The sequence below is a fragment of the Staphylococcus sp. HMSC13A10 genome, assembly GCF_001808005.1.
In the GTDB taxonomy this organism is placed as follows: domain Bacteria; phylum Bacillota; class Bacilli; order Staphylococcales; family Staphylococcaceae; genus Staphylococcus; species Staphylococcus pasteuri.
This window is the reverse complement of record NZ_KV791857.1, coordinates 50,228-71,203: the sequence shown is the minus strand read 5'-3', so window position 1 is coordinate 71,203 and position 20,976 is coordinate 50,228. Positions and strand designations below refer to the sequence as shown.

Annotated in this window: 22 protein-coding genes; 17 read left to right on the top strand and 5 right to left on the bottom strand. The window is 32.0% G+C overall.

What is annotated here, in order from left to right:
• The first annotated feature begins 97 nt into the window (after positions 1 to 97).
• The 13 genes from HMPREF3125_RS07175 (at position 98) to HMPREF3125_RS07115 (ending at position 12,527) form a co-directional block, all read left to right on the top strand.
• Complete coding sequence (locus HMPREF3125_RS07175) at positions 98 to 724, top strand: YkyA family protein (protein ID WP_029055529.1); 627 nt, start codon at positions 98 to 100, stop codon at positions 722 to 724.
• A gap of 172 nt (positions 725 to 896) precedes the next feature.
• Positions 897 to 2,009: a pyruvate dehydrogenase (acetyl-transferring) E1 component subunit alpha gene (gene pdhA, locus HMPREF3125_RS07170; protein WP_017637696.1), complete on the top strand. Its 1,113-nt coding sequence runs from the start codon at positions 897 to 899 to the stop codon at positions 2,007 to 2,009.
• A 3-nt stretch (positions 2,010 to 2,012) separates the two neighbouring features.
• Entirely contained in the window at positions 2,013 to 2,990 is a 978-nt protein-coding gene (locus HMPREF3125_RS07165) for an alpha-ketoacid dehydrogenase subunit beta (RefSeq protein WP_070452795.1), read from the top strand.
• A 63-nt stretch (positions 2,991 to 3,053) separates the two neighbouring features.
• Positions 3,054 to 4,367 (top strand): dihydrolipoamide acetyltransferase family protein, encoded by a 1,314-nt coding sequence (locus tag HMPREF3125_RS07160; RefSeq protein ID WP_070452792.1) that lies wholly within the window; start codon positions 3,054 to 3,056, stop codon positions 4,365 to 4,367.
• 4 nt (positions 4,368 to 4,371) lie between these two features.
• Entirely contained in the window at positions 4,372 to 5,778 is a 1,407-nt protein-coding gene (lpdA, locus tag HMPREF3125_RS07155) for a dihydrolipoyl dehydrogenase (protein WP_017637693.1), read from the top strand.
• A gap of 166 nt (positions 5,779 to 5,944) precedes the next feature.
• Complete coding sequence (locus HMPREF3125_RS07150) at positions 5,945 to 6,220, top strand: UPF0223 family protein (protein ID WP_017637692.1); 276 nt, start codon at positions 5,945 to 5,947, stop codon at positions 6,218 to 6,220.
• A gap of 128 nt (positions 6,221 to 6,348) precedes the next feature.
• On the top strand, positions 6,349 to 6,888 hold the full coding sequence (locus HMPREF3125_RS07145) for a helix-turn-helix domain-containing protein (protein WP_017637691.1): 540 nt from the start codon (positions 6,349 to 6,351) through the stop codon (positions 6,886 to 6,888).
• A 13-nt stretch (positions 6,889 to 6,901) separates the two neighbouring features.
• Entirely contained in the window at positions 6,902 to 7,996 is a 1,095-nt protein-coding gene (locus HMPREF3125_RS07140; protein WP_070452789.1) for an ABC transporter ATP-binding protein, read from the top strand.
• Positions 7,989 to 8,792: an ABC transporter permease gene (locus HMPREF3125_RS07135; protein ID WP_017637689.1), complete on the top strand. Its 804-nt coding sequence runs from the start codon at positions 7,989 to 7,991 to the stop codon at positions 8,790 to 8,792. The genes HMPREF3125_RS07140 and HMPREF3125_RS07135 overlap by 8 nt, the downstream gene beginning before the upstream one ends.
• 5 nt (positions 8,793 to 8,797) lie before the next feature.
• Entirely contained in the window at positions 8,798 to 9,610 is an 813-nt protein-coding gene (locus HMPREF3125_RS07130; RefSeq protein WP_070452787.1) for an ABC transporter permease, read from the top strand.
• Entirely contained in the window at positions 9,607 to 10,680 is a 1,074-nt protein-coding gene (locus HMPREF3125_RS07125) for an ABC transporter substrate-binding protein (RefSeq protein ID WP_029055524.1), read from the top strand. The genes HMPREF3125_RS07130 and HMPREF3125_RS07125 overlap by 4 nt, the downstream gene beginning before the upstream one ends.
• Positions 10,681 to 10,752: 72 nt before the next feature.
• Positions 10,753 to 11,886 (top strand): lipoteichoic acid stability factor AuxB, encoded by a 1,134-nt coding sequence (auxB, locus tag HMPREF3125_RS07120; protein WP_070452784.1) that lies wholly within the window; start codon positions 10,753 to 10,755, stop codon positions 11,884 to 11,886.
• A gap of 137 nt (positions 11,887 to 12,023) precedes the next feature.
• Positions 12,024 to 12,527, top strand: a complete 504-nt coding sequence (locus tag HMPREF3125_RS07115) for a DUF4064 domain-containing protein (RefSeq protein ID WP_017637685.1) — start codon at positions 12,024 to 12,026, stop codon at positions 12,525 to 12,527.
• 154 nt (positions 12,528 to 12,681) lie between these two features.
• Here the strand turns inward: HMPREF3125_RS07115 and HMPREF3125_RS07110 are convergent, their stop codons facing one another.
• Positions 12,682 to 14,028 (bottom strand): Nramp family divalent metal transporter, encoded by a 1,347-nt coding sequence (locus HMPREF3125_RS07110; protein WP_017637684.1) that lies wholly within the window; start codon positions 14,026 to 14,028, stop codon positions 12,682 to 12,684.
• A gap of 137 nt (positions 14,029 to 14,165) precedes the next feature.
• The gene (locus HMPREF3125_RS07105; RefSeq protein ID WP_017637683.1) at positions 14,166 to 14,780 is read right to left on the bottom strand and encodes a YktB family protein; all 615 of its coding nucleotides are present in this window, start codon (positions 14,778 to 14,780) and stop codon (positions 14,166 to 14,168) included.
• 166 nt (positions 14,781 to 14,946) lie between these two features.
• Here HMPREF3125_RS07105 and HMPREF3125_RS07100 point away from each other — a divergent pair, with 166 nt between their 5' ends.
• Positions 14,947 to 15,765: an inositol monophosphatase family protein gene (locus tag HMPREF3125_RS07100; RefSeq protein ID WP_070452782.1), complete on the top strand. Its 819-nt coding sequence runs from the start codon at positions 14,947 to 14,949 to the stop codon at positions 15,763 to 15,765.
• A gap of 153 nt (positions 15,766 to 15,918) precedes the next feature.
• Here HMPREF3125_RS07100 and HMPREF3125_RS07095 read toward each other — a convergent pair whose 3' ends face one another.
• Positions 15,919 to 16,110 carry a DUF5325 family protein gene (locus HMPREF3125_RS07095; protein WP_070452779.1) on the bottom strand — a complete coding sequence of 64 codons (192 nt, stop codon included), beginning with the start codon at positions 16,108 to 16,110 and terminating at the stop codon, positions 15,919 to 15,921.
• A 99-nt stretch (positions 16,111 to 16,209) separates the two neighbouring features.
• Between HMPREF3125_RS07095 and typA the strand changes: the two genes are divergently transcribed.
• Entirely contained in the window at positions 16,210 to 18,057 is a 1,848-nt protein-coding gene (typA, locus tag HMPREF3125_RS07090; RefSeq protein WP_017637680.1) for a translational GTPase TypA, read from the top strand.
• Positions 18,058 to 18,137: 80 nt separating this feature from the next.
• Here the strand turns inward: typA and HMPREF3125_RS07085 are convergent, their stop codons facing one another.
• Positions 18,138 to 18,317 carry a DUF2197 domain-containing protein gene (locus HMPREF3125_RS07085; RefSeq protein ID WP_017637679.1) on the bottom strand — a complete coding sequence of 60 codons (180 nt, stop codon included), beginning with the start codon at positions 18,315 to 18,317 and terminating at the stop codon, positions 18,138 to 18,140.
• Complete coding sequence (locus HMPREF3125_RS07080) at positions 18,318 to 18,800, bottom strand: hypothetical protein (RefSeq protein ID WP_017637678.1); 483 nt, start codon at positions 18,798 to 18,800, stop codon at positions 18,318 to 18,320.
• A 148-nt stretch (positions 18,801 to 18,948) separates the two neighbouring features.
• On the opposite strand from HMPREF3125_RS07080, the gene HMPREF3125_RS07075 reads away from it, so the two are divergent.
• Positions 18,949 to 19,224 (top strand): Fpa/YlaN family protein, encoded by a 276-nt coding sequence (locus HMPREF3125_RS07075; RefSeq protein WP_070452776.1) that lies wholly within the window; start codon positions 18,949 to 18,951, stop codon positions 19,222 to 19,224.
• Between the two features lie 310 nt (positions 19,225 to 19,534).
• Complete coding sequence (gene ftsW / locus HMPREF3125_RS07070; RefSeq protein WP_017637676.1) at positions 19,535 to 20,758, top strand: cell division peptidoglycan polymerase FtsW; 1,224 nt, start codon at positions 19,535 to 19,537, stop codon at positions 20,756 to 20,758.
• Positions 20,759 to 20,976: the final 218 nt, after the last annotated feature.

The window sequence follows — 20,976 nt, the reverse complement described above, 5'->3', positions numbered from 1 at the left end:
CATGAATAGTTTAGACGGTTTATAATATCGATTTCGTTGATTTATAATGTAGATTTATTTATTATAACAAGCGTACAACTTTGAGGAGGAAACAGAAATGAAATTTAACAAAACGATAGCAGTAGTAGCTACATCGGCTGTTTTGTTAGCAGGATGTACTACAGATAAAAAGGAAATTAAAGCATATGACGATCAAGTACAAAATGCTTTTGATAAAGAAAAACCAGTTACAGATGTAAGTAAAAAAATAAATAAGTTAGAAGAAGAAAAACAAAAGCTATTTAAAAAAGCTAATGATAAAGATCAGCAAACTAGAGAGAAAGCTGCTGATGATATTGTCGAAAATGCAGAAAAACGTGAAAAAGAATTTAAAAAAGAAGAAAAAGCGCTTAATGAGTCTGAAAAAGAATTTAAAAAAGCAGAATCACACATTGATAATATAGACAATAAAGATAAGAAAAAAGAAGTTGAAGAACTAGATAAAGCGATAAAAGATAAATATAAAACACATAGCGACTATGCAAAGGCTTACAAAAAAGCTTTAGGTAAAGAAAAATCACTGTTTAGTTTTATTAATAAAGATGGTGCAACACAAGAACAAGTTGATGAAAAATCAAAAGAATTAAGTAAAGCCTACAAAGATATGAATAAGAAATTTAAAGCGTATTCAAAAGCTATGAACAAGGTAAATAAGGAAAAACAAGACGTAGATCAATTTAAATAATTTGACGATTGATACAGATGTAGGGGAAGTATTAGTACAGTCCTCACATCTGTATCTTTTTATAATAAAACAGAACTTTATGAAATCGTTTAACAGGGTTATTTTTTTGTGATACAATTGTTATGGATAAAATGAATTTCTATTTATAAATGGGAAAGGTATGGTGAATTGAATGGCTCCTAAGTTACAAGCCCAATTCGATGCGGTAAAAGTACTAAATGACACACAGTCGAAATTTGAAATGGTTCAAATTTTAGACGTAGATGGTAACGTTGTAAATGAAGACTTAGTACCTGATTTAACAGACGAAGAATTAGTAGAATTAATGGAAAGAATGGTATGGACACGTATTTTAGACCAACGTTCTATTTCTTTAAATAGACAAGGTCGTTTAGGTTTCTATGCACCTACAGCAGGACAAGAGGCTTCTCAATTAGCTTCTCAATACGCTTTAGAAAAAGAAGACTTTATTTTACCAGGGTATCGTGATGTGCCACAAATTATTTGGCATGGTTTACCTTTAACTGAAGCTTTCTTATTCTCAAGAGGTCACTTCAAAGGAAATCAATTCCCTGAAGGCGTTAATGCATTAAGCCCACAAATTATCATCGGTGCTCAATATATTCAAACAGCAGGTGTAGCATTCGGTCTTAAAAAACGTGGAAAAAATGCAGTTGCAATTACTTATACTGGTGATGGTGGTTCATCTCAAGGTGACTTCTATGAAGGTATTAACTTTGCTTCAGCATACAAAGCACCAGCAATCTTTGTTATTCAAAACAATAACTACGCGATTTCAACACCACGTAGCAAACAAACTGCAGCAACTTCATTAGCTCAAAAAGCTATTGCTGTTGGTATCCCTGGTATCCAAGTTGATGGTATGGATGCGTTAGCAGTATATCAAGCTACTAAAGAAGCTCGTGAACGTGCAGTTGCAGGTGAAGGTCCAACATTAATCGAAACTATGACATATCGTTATGGTCCACATACTATGGCTGGTGACGACCCTACACGTTACAGAACTTCAGATGAAGACGCAGAATGGGAGAAAAAAGACCCATTAGTACGTTTCAGAAAATTCTTGGAAAACAAAGGTCTTTGGAATGAAGAGAAAGAAAATGAAGTTATTGAACGTGCTAAATCAGACATCAAAGCAGCTATTAAAGAGGCTGACAATACAGAAAAACAAACTGTTACTTCTCTAATGGAAATCATGTATGAAGAAATGCCTCAAAACTTAGCAGAACAATATGAAATTTACAAAGAGAAGGAGTCGAAGTAAGCCATGGCACAAATGACAATGGTTCAAGCGATTAATGATGCGCTTAAAACTGAACTTAAAAAAGACGAAGACGTATTAGTTTTCGGTGAAGACGTTGGTGTTAACGGTGGTGTATTCCGTGTTACTGAAGGTTTACAAAAAGAGTTTGGTGAAGATCGTGTATTCGATACACCACTTGCAGAATCTGGTATTGGCGGTTTAGCTTTAGGTTTAGCTATTGAAGGTTTCCGTCCAGTAATGGAAATCCAATTCTTAGGATTCGTATATGAAGTATTTGACTCTGTAGCAGGACAAATCGCACGTACTCGTTTCCGTTCAGGTGGTTCTAAAACTGCACCTGTAACAATTCGTACCCCATTCGGTGGCGGTGTGCATACTCCTGAATTACACGCAGATAACTTAGAAGGTATTTTAGCTCAATCTCCTGGATTAAAAGTTGTTATCCCTTCAGGTCCATACGATGCTAAAGGTTTATTACTTTCTTCTATTAGAAGTAACGATCCAGTAGTATATTTAGAGCATATGAAATTATATCGTTCATTCAGAGAAGAAGTTCCTGAAGAAGAATATACAATTGATATCGGAAAAGCTAATGTTAAAAAAGAAGGTAACGACATTACTATAATCGCTTATGGCGCAATGGTTCAAGAATCATTAAAAGCGGCTGAAGAGTTAGAAAAAGAAGGTTATTCTGTTGAAGTAATTGATTTACGTACAGTACAACCAATTGATATTGATACTTTAGTAGCTTCAGTTGAAAAAACAAATAGAGCAGTAGTTGTACAAGAAGCTCAACGTCAAGCAGGTGTTGGTGCACAAGTAGCAGCTGAATTAGCTGAACGTACAATTTTATCATTAGAAGCTCCAATCGCTCGTGTTGCAGCAGCTGACACAGTATATCCATTTACTCAAGCTGAGAATGTTTGGTTACCAAATAAAAATGATATTGTTGAAAAAGCAAAAGCAACTTTAGAATTTTAATAAATGAATAAAATTTATATTAAATAGTGATTTTTATTATAAAATCTTAGGAGGAAAAAGACCGTGGCATTTGAATTTAGATTACCCGACATCGGGGAAGGTATCCACGAAGGTGAAATTGTAAAATGGTTTGTAAAAGCTGGAGATACAATTGAAGAAGATGATGTCTTAGCAGAAGTTCAAAATGATAAATCTGTTGTAGAAATTCCATCACCAGTTAGTGGTACAATTGAAGAAGTATTAGTTGATGAGGGTACAGTAGCAGTTGTTGGTGATATCATCGTTAAAATTGACGCACCAGATGCTGAAGAAATGACATTTAAAGGTCATCACAGTGATGAATCATCAAGTGATGCACCTAAAGAAGAAGCTCCTCAAGAAGACAATGCTTCATCTCAAGAAAGTCAACCAGCAGCAACTAATGCTCAAGACGTTGAAGTTGATGAAAATAGAACTATTAAAGCAATGCCTTCAGTACGTAAATATGCACGTGAAAATGGCGTGAATATTAAAGCAGTTGCAGGTTCAGGTAAAAATGGACGTATTACAAAAGAAGATGTTGATGCATACTTAAATGGTGGATCAGCTCAAACTACATCTAATGAAAGTGCAGCATCAGATGCTACTTCAGAAGATAGTAACGTTGCAGCAACTCAAACAGTTCCAGAAGGCGATTTCCCAGAAACAACTGAAAAAATCCCAGCTATGCGTAAAGCAATTGCCAAAGCTATGGTTAATTCTAAACACACAGCGCCACATGTTACATTAATGGATGAAATTGATGTTCAACAATTATGGGATCACCGTAAGAAATTCAAAGAAGTTGCAGCTGAACAAGGAACAAAACTTACTTTCTTACCATATGTAGTGAAAGCACTTGTTTCTGCACTTAAAAAATACCCAGCACTTAATACTTCATTTAATGAAGAAGCTGGCGAAATTGTACACAAACATTATTGGAATATTGGTATTGCAGCAGACACAGACAGAGGTTTATTAGTTCCTGTTGTTAAACATGCTGACCGTAAATCTATTTTCCAAATTTCTGATGAAATTAATGAACTAGCTGTTAAAGCACGTGATGGTAAATTAACTTCTGATGAAATGAAAGGTGCAACATGTACAATCAGTAATATCGGTTCAGCTGGTGGACAATGGTTCACTCCAGTTATTAATCACCCAGAAGTAGCTATCTTAGGAATTGGGCGTATTGCTCAAAAACCGATTGTTAAAGATGGAGAAATTGTAGCAGCTCCAGTTCTTGCATTATCATTAAGCTTTGACCACAGACAAATCGATGGTGCAACTGGACAAAATGCTATGAATCACATTAAACGTTTATTAAATAATCCAGAATTATTATTAATGGAGGGGTAAAAAGATGGTAGTTGGAGATTTCCCAATTGAAACAGATACTATTGTAATCGGAGCAGGTCCTGGAGGTTATGTTGCAGCAATTCGTGCAGCACAACTAGGTCAAAAAGTAACAATCGTTGAGAAAGGTAATTTAGGCGGCGTTTGCTTAAACGTTGGTTGTATTCCTTCTAAAGCTTTATTACACGCATCTCATCGTTTTGTTGAAGCACAACATTCAGAAAATTTAGGGGTAATTGCTGAAAGTGTTTCTTTAAACTATGAAAAAGTTCAAGAATTCAAATCATCAGTAGTTAACAAATTAACTGGTGGAGTTGAAGGATTATTAAAAGGTAATAAAGTTGAAATCGTTAAAGGCGAAGCTTACTTTGTAGATAATAACAGTTTACGTGTTATGGATGAAAAAAGTGCTCAAACTTACAATTTCAAACATGCTATTATCGCAACTGGTTCTAGACCAATTGAAATTCCTAACTTTGAATTCGGTAAACGCGTTATCGATTCAACAGGTGCGTTAAACTTACAAGAAGTACCTGGTAAATTAGTTGTAGTTGGTGGCGGTTATATCGGTTCAGAACTTGGTACTGCATTTGCAAACTTCGGTTCAGAAGTAACAATTCTTGAAGGTGCCAAAGATATTTTAGGCGGCTTTGAAAAACAAATGACACAACCAGTTAAAAAAGGCATGAAAGAAAAAGGTGTCGAAATCGTTACTGAAGCTATGGCTAAATCAGCTGAAGAAACTGAAAATGGTGTTAAAGTTACTTATGAAGCTAAAGGTGAAGAACAAACAATCGAAGCTGATTATGTATTAGTAACTGTAGGTCGTCGTCCAAATACTGATGAATTAGGCTTAGAAGAATTAGGTCTTAAATTCGGAGAACGCGGTTTATTAGAAGTTGATAAACAAAGCCGTACTTCAATCGAAAATATTTTCGCAATTGGAGATATCGTTCCAGGTTTACCACTTGCTCATAAAGCTAGCTACGAAGCAAAAGTTGCTGCAGAAGCTATTGATGGACAAGCTGCAGAAGTTGATTACATTGGTATGCCAGCAGTATGTTTCACTGAGCCAGAATTAGCTCAAGTTGGATATACTGAAGCGCAAGCAAAAGAAGAAGGTTTATCAATTAAAGCTTCTAAATTCCCTTACGCTGCAAATGGCCGTGCATTATCTTTAGATGATACTAATGGTTTTGTTAAATTAATTACACTTAAAGAAGATGACACAATCATCGGTGCTCAAGTTGTTGGTACTGGCGCATCAGATATTATTTCTGAATTAGGTTTAGCAATTGAATCAGGTATGAACGCTGAAGATATTGCTTTAACAGTACATGCTCACCCAACATTAGGTGAAATGTCAATGGAAGCAGCTGAAAAAGCGATTGGTTACCCAATCCACACAATGTAATTTAACGAATTAGTTAAATGAGACTGGCAACATAATTGTTGCCAGTTTTTTTATGTTGTCAAAACTATATACAATCTTAGTTTAAAAATATTAAATCAGTTGTTTGTTAAATGCTTGTTCGATAGACTGAATATATATTCTATTAAACATATTGGAGTGAAAAAACATGGAATATCAATATCCCTTAGATATAGACTGGAACAATGAGGAAATGATGTCAGTCATTCATTTCTTTAATCAAATTGAAAATTATTACGAATCATCTGTTAAAGGCGAAGATGTCAAAAATGCTTACAAAACTTTTAAACAAATAGTCCCTGGTAAAGCAGAAGAAAAACAAATATTTAAAGAATTTGAAAAAAGTAGTGGATATAATAGCTACAAAGTTGTTCAAGAAGTGACTAAAAATCCCGATCAACAAGTCTTTTCTGCAAAGTCATAATCCATAATACAAATCATTTATTTTAAAAAGTATTGATTATAAAGTTATATTTTGGTATTTTTATTAAGCGTTAAACAAAATGTTTGATAAAAGTAAACTTAATATAGCTTTTTTTAGGTGGTTTCAATATGGATATAGGTTATAAACTTAAGAATCTTAGGAAAATAAAAAATTTAACTCAAGAAGAATTGGCAGAAAGAACTGATCTTTCAAAAGGATATATTTCCCAAATAGAAAGTCAAAATGCATCACCAAGTATGGAGACATTTTTAAGTATCTTAGAAGTCTTGGGTACTTCAGCAAGTGATTTCTTTAAGGAATCAGAACAACAAAAGGTCATTTATAAAAAGAAAGATCAGGTCATTTATGATGAATATGATAGGGGCTATATATTAAATTGGTTAGTAACTAAATCTAATGAATTTGAAATGGAACCACTTTTATTAACATTAAAACCTGGTGCGTCTTATAAAACATTTAATCCATCAGAATCTGATACATTTATCTATTGCTTGCAAGGTCAAGTTACACTTCAATTAGGTAATACTTGTTATCATGCTAACAAAGAAGATGTATTTTATTTTAAAGCGAACGATGATCATCGTCTATTTAATGAAAGTCATGAAGAAGTGAAAATATTAATTGTTGCAACAGCATCATATTTATAAGGAGTTGTAGAAATTGGCACCATTATTATCATTTAAGGGAGTAAGTAAAGGATATGATGACGTTCAAATATTAAATGAAATTGATATTGATATAGAGTCTGGACACTTTTATACATTGTTAGGTCCTTCTGGATGTGGTAAAACAACGATTTTAAAATTAATAGCTGGATTCGAATATCCTGATAAAGGTGAAGTTATATACCAAAATAAACCAATCGGCAAGTTACCTCCAAATAAGCGAAAAGTGAATACAGTATTCCAAGATTATGCATTATTTCCACACTTAAATGTATATGATAATATCGCATATGGATTACGACTTAAGAAAATGAGTAAATCTGCAATAAAAGATAAAGTAGAAGAAGCTTTACGATTAGTAAAACTTTCAGGATATGAAGAACGCAATATCAATGGTATGAGTGGTGGTCAAAAGCAACGTGTTGCTATAGCACGAGCGATTGTTAACGAACCAGAAATACTTTTATTAGATGAATCATTATCCGCTTTAGATTTAAAATTACGAACTGAAATGCAATATGAACTACGTGAATTGCAATCAAGATTGGGTATCACATTTATTTTCGTAACCCATGATCAAGAAGAAGCTTTGGCTTTAAGTGATTACATATTTGTAATGAAAGATGGTAAAATTCAACAATTTGGTACACCTAATGATATATATGATGAGCCAGTCAATCGATTTGTGGCAGATTTTATTGGTGAATCTAATATTGTAAAAGGAAGAATGGTCGAAGATTTCGTTGTTAATATTTATGGTCAAGATTTTGAATGTGTAGATATGGGAATTCCTGAAAATAAAAATGTAGATGTAGTGATTCGTCCTGAAGATATTTCTTTAATCGAAGCAGATAAAGGCTTATTCCAAGTAAAAGTTGATTCAATGCTTTTTAGAGGGGTACATTACGAAATTTGTGTAGTTGATAGAAAAGGATATGAGTGGGTAATTCAGTCGACACGTAAAGCAGAAGTTGGTAGTGAAGTTGGTTTATATTTTGAACCAGAAGCTATTCATATTATGGTACCTGGAGAAACGGAAGAAGAATTTGATAAACGAATTGAAAGTTATGAGGAAGTTGATAATGCGTAATACAAATCGTTTATTACTCATCCCATATTTAATTTGGATGGTACTTTTTATTATCATCCCAGTGGTACTTCTTGTTTATTATTCTTTTCTCGATAATCAAGGACATTTTAGCTTTACTAACTATGAACATATCTTTACATTTAGTTATTTAAAAATGTTTACTGATTCAATCCTTTTTGCAGCTATTATAACAATTGTAACGCTCGTGATAAGTTATCCAGCTGCTTACTATATTGCACAATCAAAATATCAAAATTTACTATTAATGATTATGATTATACCAACTTGGATTAACCTATTATTAAAAACATATGCATTTATTGGTTTATTAAGTCATGATGGGTTAATTAATCAATTATTAAATATATTTCATTTATCTCCAATAAACATGTTATTTACAGCAGGTGCGTTTATTGTGGTGGCTAGTTATATCTATATCCCATTTATGATACTGCCTATATTTAATAGTATGAAAGCTATACCTAATAATTTACTACAAGCATCTAGTGATTTAGGTGCCAGTCCATTAACGACATTTAGAAAAGTGATTGTACCATTAACAAGAGAAGGTGTAATGACAGGTGTACAAGTTACCTTTATACCAGCATTATCATTATTTATGATTACTCGTCTTATCGCAGGTAATAAAGTTATTAATATTGGTACAGCAATTGAAGAACAATTTTTAACTATTCAAAACTATGGAATGGGATCTACGATTGCATTATTCTTAATCATCTTCATGGCATTTATATTAATTATGACAAAATCTAAATCTAATCATAGGAAAGGGTGAGAAATGTGAAATGGTATGGCAAGCTTTATATAAGTATTTTAATTGCTGTGTTATATATACCTATTTTGTTTTTGATGGTATATTCATTTAATTCAGCAGGTAATATGATTCATTTTGAACATTTCACATTAGAACACTATCAAACCTTGTTCCAAAATGATAAATTAATGTCTGTCATTTTTAATACGGTCGCAGTCGCATTAATTGCAGCTGCTGTCTCAACTTTAATAGGTACTTTAGGTGCAATTGCTATTTATTATTTAAGAAATAAACAATTTAAAGTAACCTTATTAACTTTAAACAATGTATTGATGGTATCATCTGACGTTGTAATTGGTGCTTCTTTTTTAATTATGTTCACTGCTATAGGTCATTTTACTGGATTAGGACTTGGTTTTTGGACAGTTTTGGCATCACATATTGCATTCTGTATACCGATAGTTGTTATCGTTGTATTACCTCAATTATATGAAATGAATGATAGTATGTTGAATGCAGCTAGAGATTTAGGAGCTACAGAATCACAACTATTGAGTAGTATTGTGATACCTAATATAATGCCTGCAATCATCGGTGGCTTTTTTATGGCATTAACGTATTCCTTAGATGATTTCACAGTGAGCTTTTTCGTAACAGGTAACGGATTTAGTGTGCTTTCTGTAGAAGTCTATGCCATGGCTCGTAAAGGTATAAGTATGGAAATTAATGCTATATCAACAATATTATTTGTCGTTATAATGATAGGTGTCATTGGTTATTACGTGATTCAGCACATCGTTCAACGTAAAAAACACACGAAACGAGGTGTGAATACATGAAGCGATTTTTACAATTAATTTTAATCTCTATCATTATTGGTGCTTTATGTTTAGCAGTCAGTCATTGGTTTAAATCAAAAGAGAATACAGATACCAATCAGAAAATTTATGTATATAACTGGGGAGAATACATTGACCCAAGTTTAATTAAAAAGTTTGAAAAAGAAACAGGTATACAAGTAGTATATGAAACATTTGATTCTAATGAAGCTATGGAAGCAAAAATTCGTAACGGAGGTACGCATTACGATGTAGCGTTTCCAAGTGAATATACAGTACAAAAATTAAAACGTGCACATCTTTTAGAACCACTTGATCATAAAAAAATACCTAATATTAAAAATTTAGATTCAGATTATATGAACATGCCATATGACCGCCATAATAAATATTCATTACCTTATTTCTTTGGTACTGTTGGCATTTTATATAATAAAGATAAGTATCCAAATGATTCTTTTAATAGTTGGAAAGATTTATATAAACCAAAATATAAAAATGAAGTACTTTTAGTAGATGGTGCTCGAGAAATTATAGGTTTGGGTCTCAATAAACTGGGATATAGTTTGAATGATAAAAATCCACAACATATTAAAAAAACTGAATCAGATTTACAGAATTTAGCACCACAAGTAAGAGGTGTCGTAGGTGATGAAATTACAATGATGCTTCAACAGAATGAAGGTAATGTGGCCGTTGTTTGGAGTGGGGTCGCTGCTCCATTAGTACAAGAAAGTGACAAATATAATTACGTTATTCCTAAAGAAGGGTCTAATCTATGGTTTGATAATATGGTTATACCAAAAACAGCGCAAAATAAAGAGGGCGCATATAAATTTATGAACTTCTTATTAGATGCAAAAAACAACAAACAAAATACCGAATGGGTAGGCTATGCGACACCAAATAAAGCTGCAAGGAATATGTTACCAAATGATATTAAAAATGATCATAGATTTTACCCTAATAAAAAGGAACAACAACGTTTAGAAGTTTATCAAGATTTAGGTCAAGATACATTAAGTGAATATAACGAAAGTTTTTTAAATTTTAAAATGTCGTTAAAGTAGAATGAAAATGGTAGTTATTTTATGTTATTTTCGATATAATAACTTGATAAGTAAAGTAAGGAGTTGTAACGAATGACAGGAGAGCAATATACTCAAATCAAACGTCCAGTCAGTCGACTAACAGAAAAAGTATTAGGTTGGCTTAGTTGGGTATTCTTACTAGTGTTGACAATTGTCACGATGTTTATAGCTTTAGTGTCATTTAGTAATGATACATCAATTGCTAACTTAGAGAATACATTAAATAATAATGACCTTATTCAACAAATGTTGGCAAATAATAGTTTAAGTACTACGCAATTTGTAATTTGGTTACAAAATGGTGTATGGGCTATTATAGTGTATTTCATTGTTTGTTTACTGATTTCATTTTTAGCATTAATATCTATGAATATTAGAATTTTATCTGGATTTTTATTCTTATTATCAGCAATCATTACGATACCATTAGTGTTACTTGTTGTAACTTTAATTATTCCAATTTTATTCTTCATCATAGCAATTATGATGTTTGTAAGAAAGAACAAGGTAGAAGTCGTACCAAATTATAATAACGGTTATGGTTACCAACCTTATAATGAAGTTCCAGAGCAAGATACACATCAATATGAACCTGAACAAGAAGAAAGAATTGAGAAAACAAGTCAACGTAGACGACCATCACGTCGTAGTATGGAACGTAAAGAACAAGCATATGAACCAACTCAAGATGCTACAGCACAAAATGAAGAAAATAATGAAACATATGATGATAAATATGAACAATTTCCTAAGCGTGCTGTTGAAAGTGAATATCGTTCAGATGATGATGAACAAGAAGAAGAACCTACAGTATTATCTAGACAAGCTAAGTATAATAAGAAATCTAATTCTAATAACGAAGTACAAGTTAATCCAGAGGCTTATAATGATAGTGCATATGATGAAGCACAAAATAATTATAATGATGACCCTCATATTGATCCAAAAGAACTAAAAGCTCAACAAAAGAGAGAAAAAGCAGAAATTCGTGCTAAGAAAAAAGAAAAGCGTAAAGCATATAATCAACGCATGAAAGAAAAACGTAAAAATCAACCAAGTGCTGTAAATCAACGTAGAATGAATTACGAAGAACGTCGTCAAATGTTCGGTGAAACTGAACAAAAAATGAGAGATAACGTTAAGCAAGATAATCAAAATATTGATGAAGAAAACAACTCTAAATAATAATTTAAAGACCAAAAATGAAAGTTTAGTATTCATTTTTGGTCTTTTTTTCTAGAGTATTAAAATTTTAGTGTATTAATTAGCAAGAAAAGACAGTTTTTAGTATTATTAAGGTAAGGATTTAAGGAGGTACCGAAATGAAAAGAAAAACAGAACTTATTTTAGCTTGGATTGCTAATGGATTGAGTAGTTTATATTTATTATTAGTAATCGTAGGTTATTTCGCTATGAAGTCAGGAAGCGGTGCATCTCAAAATGAAGAAATGGTAAGCAAAATGATGGGAAGTAATCAAGATATGTCTATGGACATGCTTGCAACATCAATTGCTTTATCAATGGGTGTGTTAGCTTTCTCTACTATATTAGGAATTGTTGGTGCGCTAACTGTTAAAGGAAGACGTAAATTAGGCGCTAGTTTATTAATTGCAGCTGCAATTGTTGGTATTATGGCAACTAATATTATTGCGATGGTATTATGGTTAATTTCTGGTATCATGCTACTTGCGAAATCAGATAAACAAGGACCAACTAATCAATTCCAAAATAATAATTCTTATGATGATTCAACCAAGAGACAAGAGTGGAATCCAGAAGAAGAATTAAAAGAACGTCAACAAAGCAAAAAACCATATACTTATTAGACAAAATATATTGTAATAACTATTGATTGAATGAATTAAAATATGGAGCAACTTCATAAAATATCGTAAAGTAAAACAACCTTTTGGGATTTTCAAATAATCTCAAAAGGTTGTTTTGTTTATATTTAATCTCAGTGAATATTGTTAGCTTCATTTACAATTCTTGGAATGTTTGAATAATAAGATAAACATTCAAAATACTTAAGATAATAATAAGTGACCAAGAAATCACATTTACCCATCTTTTATTAATAAATGGACCCATTAATTTTTCATTACTTGTCGCTAATTGTAATGGTATTAATGTAAATGGTAATGCAATACTTAAGAATACTTGTGAAAATACTAGTAATTGTTCAATTTTAGCTTCATTGCCATTAAAAATAATTAAGCAAATAATAACTGGAATAATTGCTAGTGATCTTGTAATTAATCGACGAAGCCAATTTGGTAATCGGAATCTTAAGAAACCTTCCATTACTATTTGACCTGCTAAAGTACCAGTGATTGTTGAATTTTGCCCTGAAGCAAGGAGTGCTACCGCGAATAATGTGCTCATAACACCACCTAATGTTGCACCAAGTAATGGTTGAGTTTTTAATGCATGATATAAATCATAAAATCCACCTAATTCATCTGCATTTGAGCCAAAGAATAAAGCAGCGCCCAAAGTTAATAATAAGCAGTTAATTACAAATGCAATTGATAATTGGATGTTTGAGTCAATTGTTGCATATTTGATTGCTTGAGCTTTATCATCATTATTATTTCTATCATACTTTCTTGATTGAACGATTGAAGAATGTAAATAAAGATTATGTGGCATAATTGTTGCACCAACAATACCTAAAGCAATATATAAAATACCTTGATTAGTAACAATTTCTTTATGAGGTAAAAATCCATTTAATAAGTTAATGACATTAGGTGATGATATATAAACTTCGAATATAAAGATAGCTAATACTGTAAAGATAAGTGTACCTACAATAGCTTCAATTTTTCTAAAACCAAATTTCATCATAAATAAAAGTATAAACACATCACATACTGTAATTAGTGCACCAACAATTAATGGAATATTGAATAATAAATTAAGTGAAATGGCACTTCCGATTACTTCAGCAATATCTGTCGCGATAATAGCTAGTTCTGCAATTATCCAAAAAATAACAGCAACAGGCTTAGATAAATAGTGGCGTGTCATTTGAGCCAAATCTTTCCCTGTGGCTATCCCTAATCTAACAGTCATACTTTGTAACAACATAGCAGCTAGACTAGAAATCAAAATGACAAATAGCAGTGTATAACCGAATTGTGCGCCACCCTGCATTGAAGTAATCCAGTTGCCAGGATCCATATATCCAACAGCAACTAATAGACCTGGTCCAATAAAAGCTAATAGTTTTTGACTGGCATTACTTTTGTAGTCAAAATCTATCGTATTATTAATTTCTTCTAAGCTTTTTTGATGTTCATGATTGTCTGATTGCTTATTCATAAATTAAATCACCTCTAATGTAAAATCATAATGATATATTAACCTAATTATATTTTTAGGTCAACCTAAAAATATTTTACACTATTAAAAAATACCCGGACATCATTTCAATGTATCAGGTATTTTATAACAAATTATTATGCGTGATAGAATTTTAAAAACTGGTCAAATGTTTCTTCTACAAATTGAATAAATGATTTGTCAGACGTTAAACGATTATCGTCAGGTGAGATTGCTCTAGCAACGAAAAATTCACCTTTTTTAACATTTTTAACGCGGTCTATGGCTTCATGTAATTGATCATCTGTAAAATCTTTAATTAGTGGTTTTTCTGGTTTCATATGGTCAAGACACACACTATAATCTGAAGGGAGATGTCTTAATGTGTCGAAATGCTTATCAAATGTTTTAACACGTTCAGCTTTGTCTTTAGCTTCATGCATAACACCAAACATTACAAATAATTGGTCTCTAAATAATCCAATTTGAAAGTGGGGCAGCATTTTGTAACCACGTTTGTTTGGAGCAAATGCAACCCAGGTATCTTTAGGTGGGTTAACACTTCTTCTGGCATGTTTTGCGACGTGAGGATAGAATGTTTCCCCAGTTTGAGTACTAAAATACTCTGTGAAATAATCACCTAATTGATGAAGTTGAGGTCTAACATGTTCATTAAGTGCTTCCATACGTTCATCAAGACCATCTACGTCAAAGGCTTTAAAATTTTCAGGTGTAAATGTATATTTTGTCATAACTTGCCTCCTAGGGTAATAATTAAAGTTATTGTAGCATAACCATGACTAGAAATTCTAAATTGTAGTTTCAATTTTATACATAATTTCATGTAAAAAGGGGAATCTAACATTATAAAAAAGGGATAGTTATCGTGTATAATAGATATTAATAGGAGATGATACCATGGCACTTTACGATTTTGCTAAAGGATTAGTTTTAGAAGCGGGTAACAAAGTCCGTTTAATGATGAAAGAGGATTTAAATATAGAAACCAAATCCAACCCTAACGACTTAGTGACTAACGTAGATAAAGCAACAGAAGATTATATATTTGAAACGATTCACCAAAATTATCCGGAACACAAAGTGATAGGTGAAGAAGGTCATGGTCACGATTTAAAAGATATCAATGGTGTGGTTTGGGTCGTTGATCCAATTGATGGCACTTTAAATTTTGTTCATCAACAAGAAAATTTTGCGATTTCTATTGGTATTTACCACGAAGGTCAATCATACGCTGGATTTGTATATGACGTAATGAGAGATATTTTGTATCATACTAAAGTTGGTGAAGGTGCTTATGAGAATAATCATCCATTGGAAAAATTAAAATCTACGCAATTAAAAACAAGTATTATTGGTATTAATCCTAATTGGTTAACTAAACCTATTATGGGGCCTATATTTACACCAATTGTTGATGATGCTCGAAGTGCTAGAGCATATGGTAGTGCAGCGCTAGAAATTGTTAGTGTAGCAAAAGGGCAATTAGACGCTTATGTAACGCCAAGACTACAACCGTGGGATTATGCTGGCGGTTTAATGATACTTAATGAAGTAGGCGGTAAAGGTACTAATTTACTTGGTGACGCTTTAACAATTAACCAACCCAATTCTATTGTTATGGCAAATCCTTCATTACACGATGAACTATTAAATAATTATTTAAATGAGTTTGAAGAAACGTTACGAAAACATCATAAAAGAAGATTTGGTCGATAATACCTACAATGATAAAAATAAGTCCATGGAAGACTCTAATGCCTCCATGGACTTTTACAATTTTATTTTGAAAATATATTGTTAAAATAAAATTAAATGATGGTGAATTCGTGTTAAAAGAAGTTTTAATTCGTTTTTAAGGGGTTATATCATTTATAACCAATTATTTTCACGATATTTCTTTTTTACTGTGAAACCGACACCAAATGTTGCAACGAGTAATATAAATGTTAAAATCATCATTGGAACATTTGCAGCACCAACACTAAAACTAAAAAGCAATAAAAAGATTACAGCTAAAATTGAGAATACCCAAAATATGCCTTTAGATTTTTTTTGTTGCATCCCATACCCCACCTTTTACTTATTTTTTCTCTAATCTATGATATAATAAAAAAGTTGTAATTAAAAGTGGGAGTTTACTTAAGAAAGGAAATTTATAATATGACGAATATAAGAGAAGATGTACGTAATATAGCAATTATTGCGCACGTTGACCATGGTAAAACGACGTTAGTTGATGAATTATTGAAACAATCAGGAATCTTTAGAGAGAATGAACATGTTGACGATCGTGCTATGGACTCTAATGACTTAGAAAGAGAACGTGGTATTACGATATTAGCGAAAAATACTGCGGTAGACTATAAAGGAACAAGAATTAACATTTTAGATACGCCAGGACATGCTGACTTTGGTGGCGAAGTTGAACGTATCATGAAAATGGTTGATGGCGTAGTCTTAGTTGTAGATGCATATGAAGGTACTATGCCTCAAACACGTTTTGTACTTAAAAAAGCATTAGAACAAAATTTAAAACCAGTTGTAGTAGTAAATAAAATTGATAAACCATCAGCAAGACCAGAAGGTGTAGTTGATGAAGTGTTAGATTTATTTATTGAATTAGAAGCAAATGATGAACAACTTGATTTCCCAGTTGTATATGCTTCAGCTGTTAACGGAACTGCAAGTTTAAATTCTGAACAACAAGATGAAAACATGCAATCACTATACGAAACAATCATTGATTACGTACCAGCACCAATAGATAACAGTGATGAACCATTACAATTCCAAGTAGCATTATTAGACTATAATGATTACGTTGGTCGTATCGGTATTGGCCGAGTATTTAGAGGTAAAATGCGTGTTGGTGACAACGTATCACTTATTAAATTAGATGGCACTATTAAAAACTTCCGCGTAACTAAAATCTTTGGTTACTTTGGATTAAAACGTGAAGAAATTGAAGAAGCACAAGCTGGTGACTTAATCGCAGTATCTGGTATGGAAGACATTAACGTTGGTGAAACAGTAACACCACATGATCACCAAGATGCATTACCAGTATTACGTATTGATGAGCCAACACTTGAAATGACATTCAGAGTCAATAATTCACCATTTGCTGGTCGTGAAGGTGACTTTGTAACAGCGCGCCAAATTCAAGAACGTTTAGATCAACAACTTGAAACAGATGTATCATTAAAAGTAACACCTACAGATTCACCTGATGCATGGATCGTTGCGGGTCGTGGTGAGTTACATTTATCAATCCTAATTGAAAATATGCGTCGTGAAGGTTATGAATTACAAGTTTCTAAACCTCAAGTAATTCTTAAAGAAGTAGATGGCGTGATGTGTGAACCATTTGAAAGAGTTCAATGTGAAGTGCCTCAAGAAAATTCTGGTGCAGTAATCGAATCTTTAGGTACACGTAAAGGTGAAATGTTAGACATGATGACAACAGATAATGGTTTAACTCGTCTAATCTTTATGGTACCTGCACGCGGTATGATTGGTTACACTACTGAATTTATGTCAATGACTCGTGGTTATGGAATTATTAACCATACATTTGAAGAATTTAGACCTCGTATTAAAGCAAAAATTGGTGGCAGAAGAAATGGTGCATTAATTTCAATGGATCAAGGAACTGCTAGTACTTATGCTATTTTAGGTCTAGAGGACCGTGGTACTAACTTTATGGAACCAGGTACTGAAGTTTATGAAGGTATGATTGTTGGTGAACATAACCGTGAAAATGACTTAACAGTTAATATCACAAAAACAAAACATCAAACTAACGTACGTTCAGCAACTAAAGACCAAACTCAAACAATGAATCGCCCACGTATTTTAACGCTTGAAGAGGCTTTACAATTTATTAATGATGATGAATTAGTAGAGGTAACTCCTGAAAGTATTCGTTTGAGAAAGAAAATTTTAAATAAATCAGTTCGTGAAAAAGAAGCTAAACGTGTTAAACAAATGATGTCTGATGAAGAATAATTTTTAATTAACATGAATAAAATATAAGCAAAAAAACCACTCGCTAGTTGATAATACAACTAGCGAGTGGTTTTATTATGTTAATTTTCTTTTGAATCGTGATACGTAAAAGGTTGAGGTTGTTTAGGTGTATCTAAGCGACTTTTACAATCATCACACATAAAAGTACGAATAGGGTTGTTTCTAAGCCGTTTTGCTTCTACAGTGTTTTCATCAATATGAACTGTAGTATCACAAATGATACATTTAACAGGAACCAATTAAATCACCTCAATATATTTTACATACTTAAATTCGTAGCTGTATCCATTTTCTGTATCGTATACAAAACTATCAACTGAATTATCGTCATACATACGTTTTCCATCTTTAGCAAATTGGAAGAATAAGTATGGTAATAAATCTAATGGAACTTCAACTGAATCTTCATCATTAAATAATTTAATTGCAGTTGCGTTTGATTGTGGTTCTGCTGTTTTAAAGAATGGTGTCATGTTAATCACAAATGAACCTTCTAAAACAGAACGTTTTTTATATTTTATTTCAGAATTAAGCGTTGGCGGATTAGTTTGTCCTTCAAGAATAGCACGATTCCATTCTCTATTGTCTTCAAATCGAACTGGTTTAGTACCGTCAAAGACACCTTTTTCTAAGTCTTCAATACTTACCTTTCGATCGTCAAATATCCAAGTTGTACTATCTAATGTGATGGGAAATTTTACCGCACCTTTAATTTGAATCATCTTGCCCACTCCCTAAATTTTTATCTCATATTATTTTATCATAAAATAGGTTATACTTATTTTAAAGATACTTGCTTTTTAACATTTAGTAAGATAAAATTTTAAGTATTGAAGATATTTAATGAAATGATAGGGGGGAGTGTGTGTCATGGCTAATCAGTCGAAATTAAATAATGCGGCATATGAGCAATTGAACAAAGATGCTGATAGAATTTTACAGCTAATCAAAGTTCAAATGGATAACCTATCAGTACCTTCTTGTCCGCTTTATGAAGAAGTTTTAGATACACAAATGTTCGGTCTTCAAAAAGAAGTAGATTTTGCTGTACAACTAGGGCTAGTTGACAAAGAAGTCGGCAAAGAACTTATGTTAAGACTTGAAAAAGAACTTTCAAAACTACACGAAGCTTTTACAAATGTTTAATTTTATAGATTTGATTTAATCTAACGTTATTATTTATATTAATTCAAATTTGTATAGATATAACATAGTTTGAATTCATTTTGATATAAACGTGAAATGCAACTTACACATTGTATAAATGGTGGCTGAGATAGTATCATAATTGATATTTTCTCAGTCATTTTATCTTTTTGTAAAATCATTATGTTTATATTTGTTTTGTGATACATAAGAAGTTTATAATAAAAAAGATAGGTTTGTGGGAATGATTAATATTCGATTAATTCCCTTTAAACAAATCTTAAAAACATTGAATTGGATGAACTGATATATGAAAAACTTTAAAAATATAATGCGGTATATTGGGAAAACATCTAAATTTATCGATTATCCATTGTTAGTCACATATGTGATTCTATGTTTAATTGGTTTAGTTATGGTTTATAGTGCCAGCATGGTGGCTGCTACTAAAGGTACATTAACAGGTGGCGCTGAAGTATCCGGTACATATTTCTATACGAGACAGTTACTTTACGTCATTATGAGTTTTGTTATAGTCTTTTTTATGGCATTTATAATGAATGTAAAGATATTGAAAAAGCCTAATGTTCAAAAGTGGATGATGATAGGTATATTCGCTTTGTTATTAATAACACTTGTAATTGGTAAAAATATTAATGGTTCAAAAAGTTGGATCAATTTAGGATTTATGAATTTACAAGCGTCAGAGTTATTAAAAATTGCTATCATCTTATACTTACCGTTTATGATAGAGAAGAAAATGCCTCAAGTACGAAATAAAATTAAACTTATTGCAGCACCGATTATTTTAGTTTCAAGCTGTGTTGCGCTAGTACTTTTACAAAGAGACGTGGGGCAAACATTATTAATTTTAATTATTTTCTTTTCAATAATTTTTTACGCTGGTATAGGCGTACAAAATCTTTTGAAATACGGTATTATGGTAGTCATTGCAGGTATAGTGATATCCATTTTAGTGCTTGCTTTAGGATTATTACCAAGTTACCTTGAAGCTAGATTTAGTACCTTAACTAATCCATTTAATGCAGAAGCTGGTACAGGTTACCATATATCTAACTCACTTATGGCTATAGGTAATGGTGGATTATTTGGTCGGGGACTTGGAAATAGTATTATGAAACTTGGCTACTTACCAGAACCACATACCGATTTTATATTTGCGGTTATATGTGAGGAATTAGGACTTGTAGGTGGTTTATTTGTCATCCTACTAGAATTTTTCATTGTTTACCGTGCATTCCAACTAGCTAATAAAACGAATTCATATTTTTATAAATTAGTATGTGTAGGAATTGCTAGTTATATCGGAAGCCAAACATTTGTAAACTTAGGTGGTATATCAGCAACAATTCCATTAACAGGTGTACCATTACCGTTTATTAGTTTTGGTGGTTCGGCTATGATTAGTTTAAGTATAGCAATGGGATTACTCTTAATTACTGCAAAACAAATTAAAATGGATGAAATTAGAAGTAAACAACGAAAAATCGATATTAGACGTCGTTATCAATAACTATTTAGCTAATCTCTCTTTAGTGAAATTCTGTACAGTGAATTTTCTAAAGGTAAGGGATTAGCTTTTTTATTTGTAAATTATTTTAAACTGGAAATACTTTCAACATAATGATAATATAAAGTTATTGTTAATGATAAGTTTATTTGATTATAAGTGAATCATTAAAATAAAATAATTTGTTTTGGTTTTATGACACTTAAGTTAAAGAATTATGA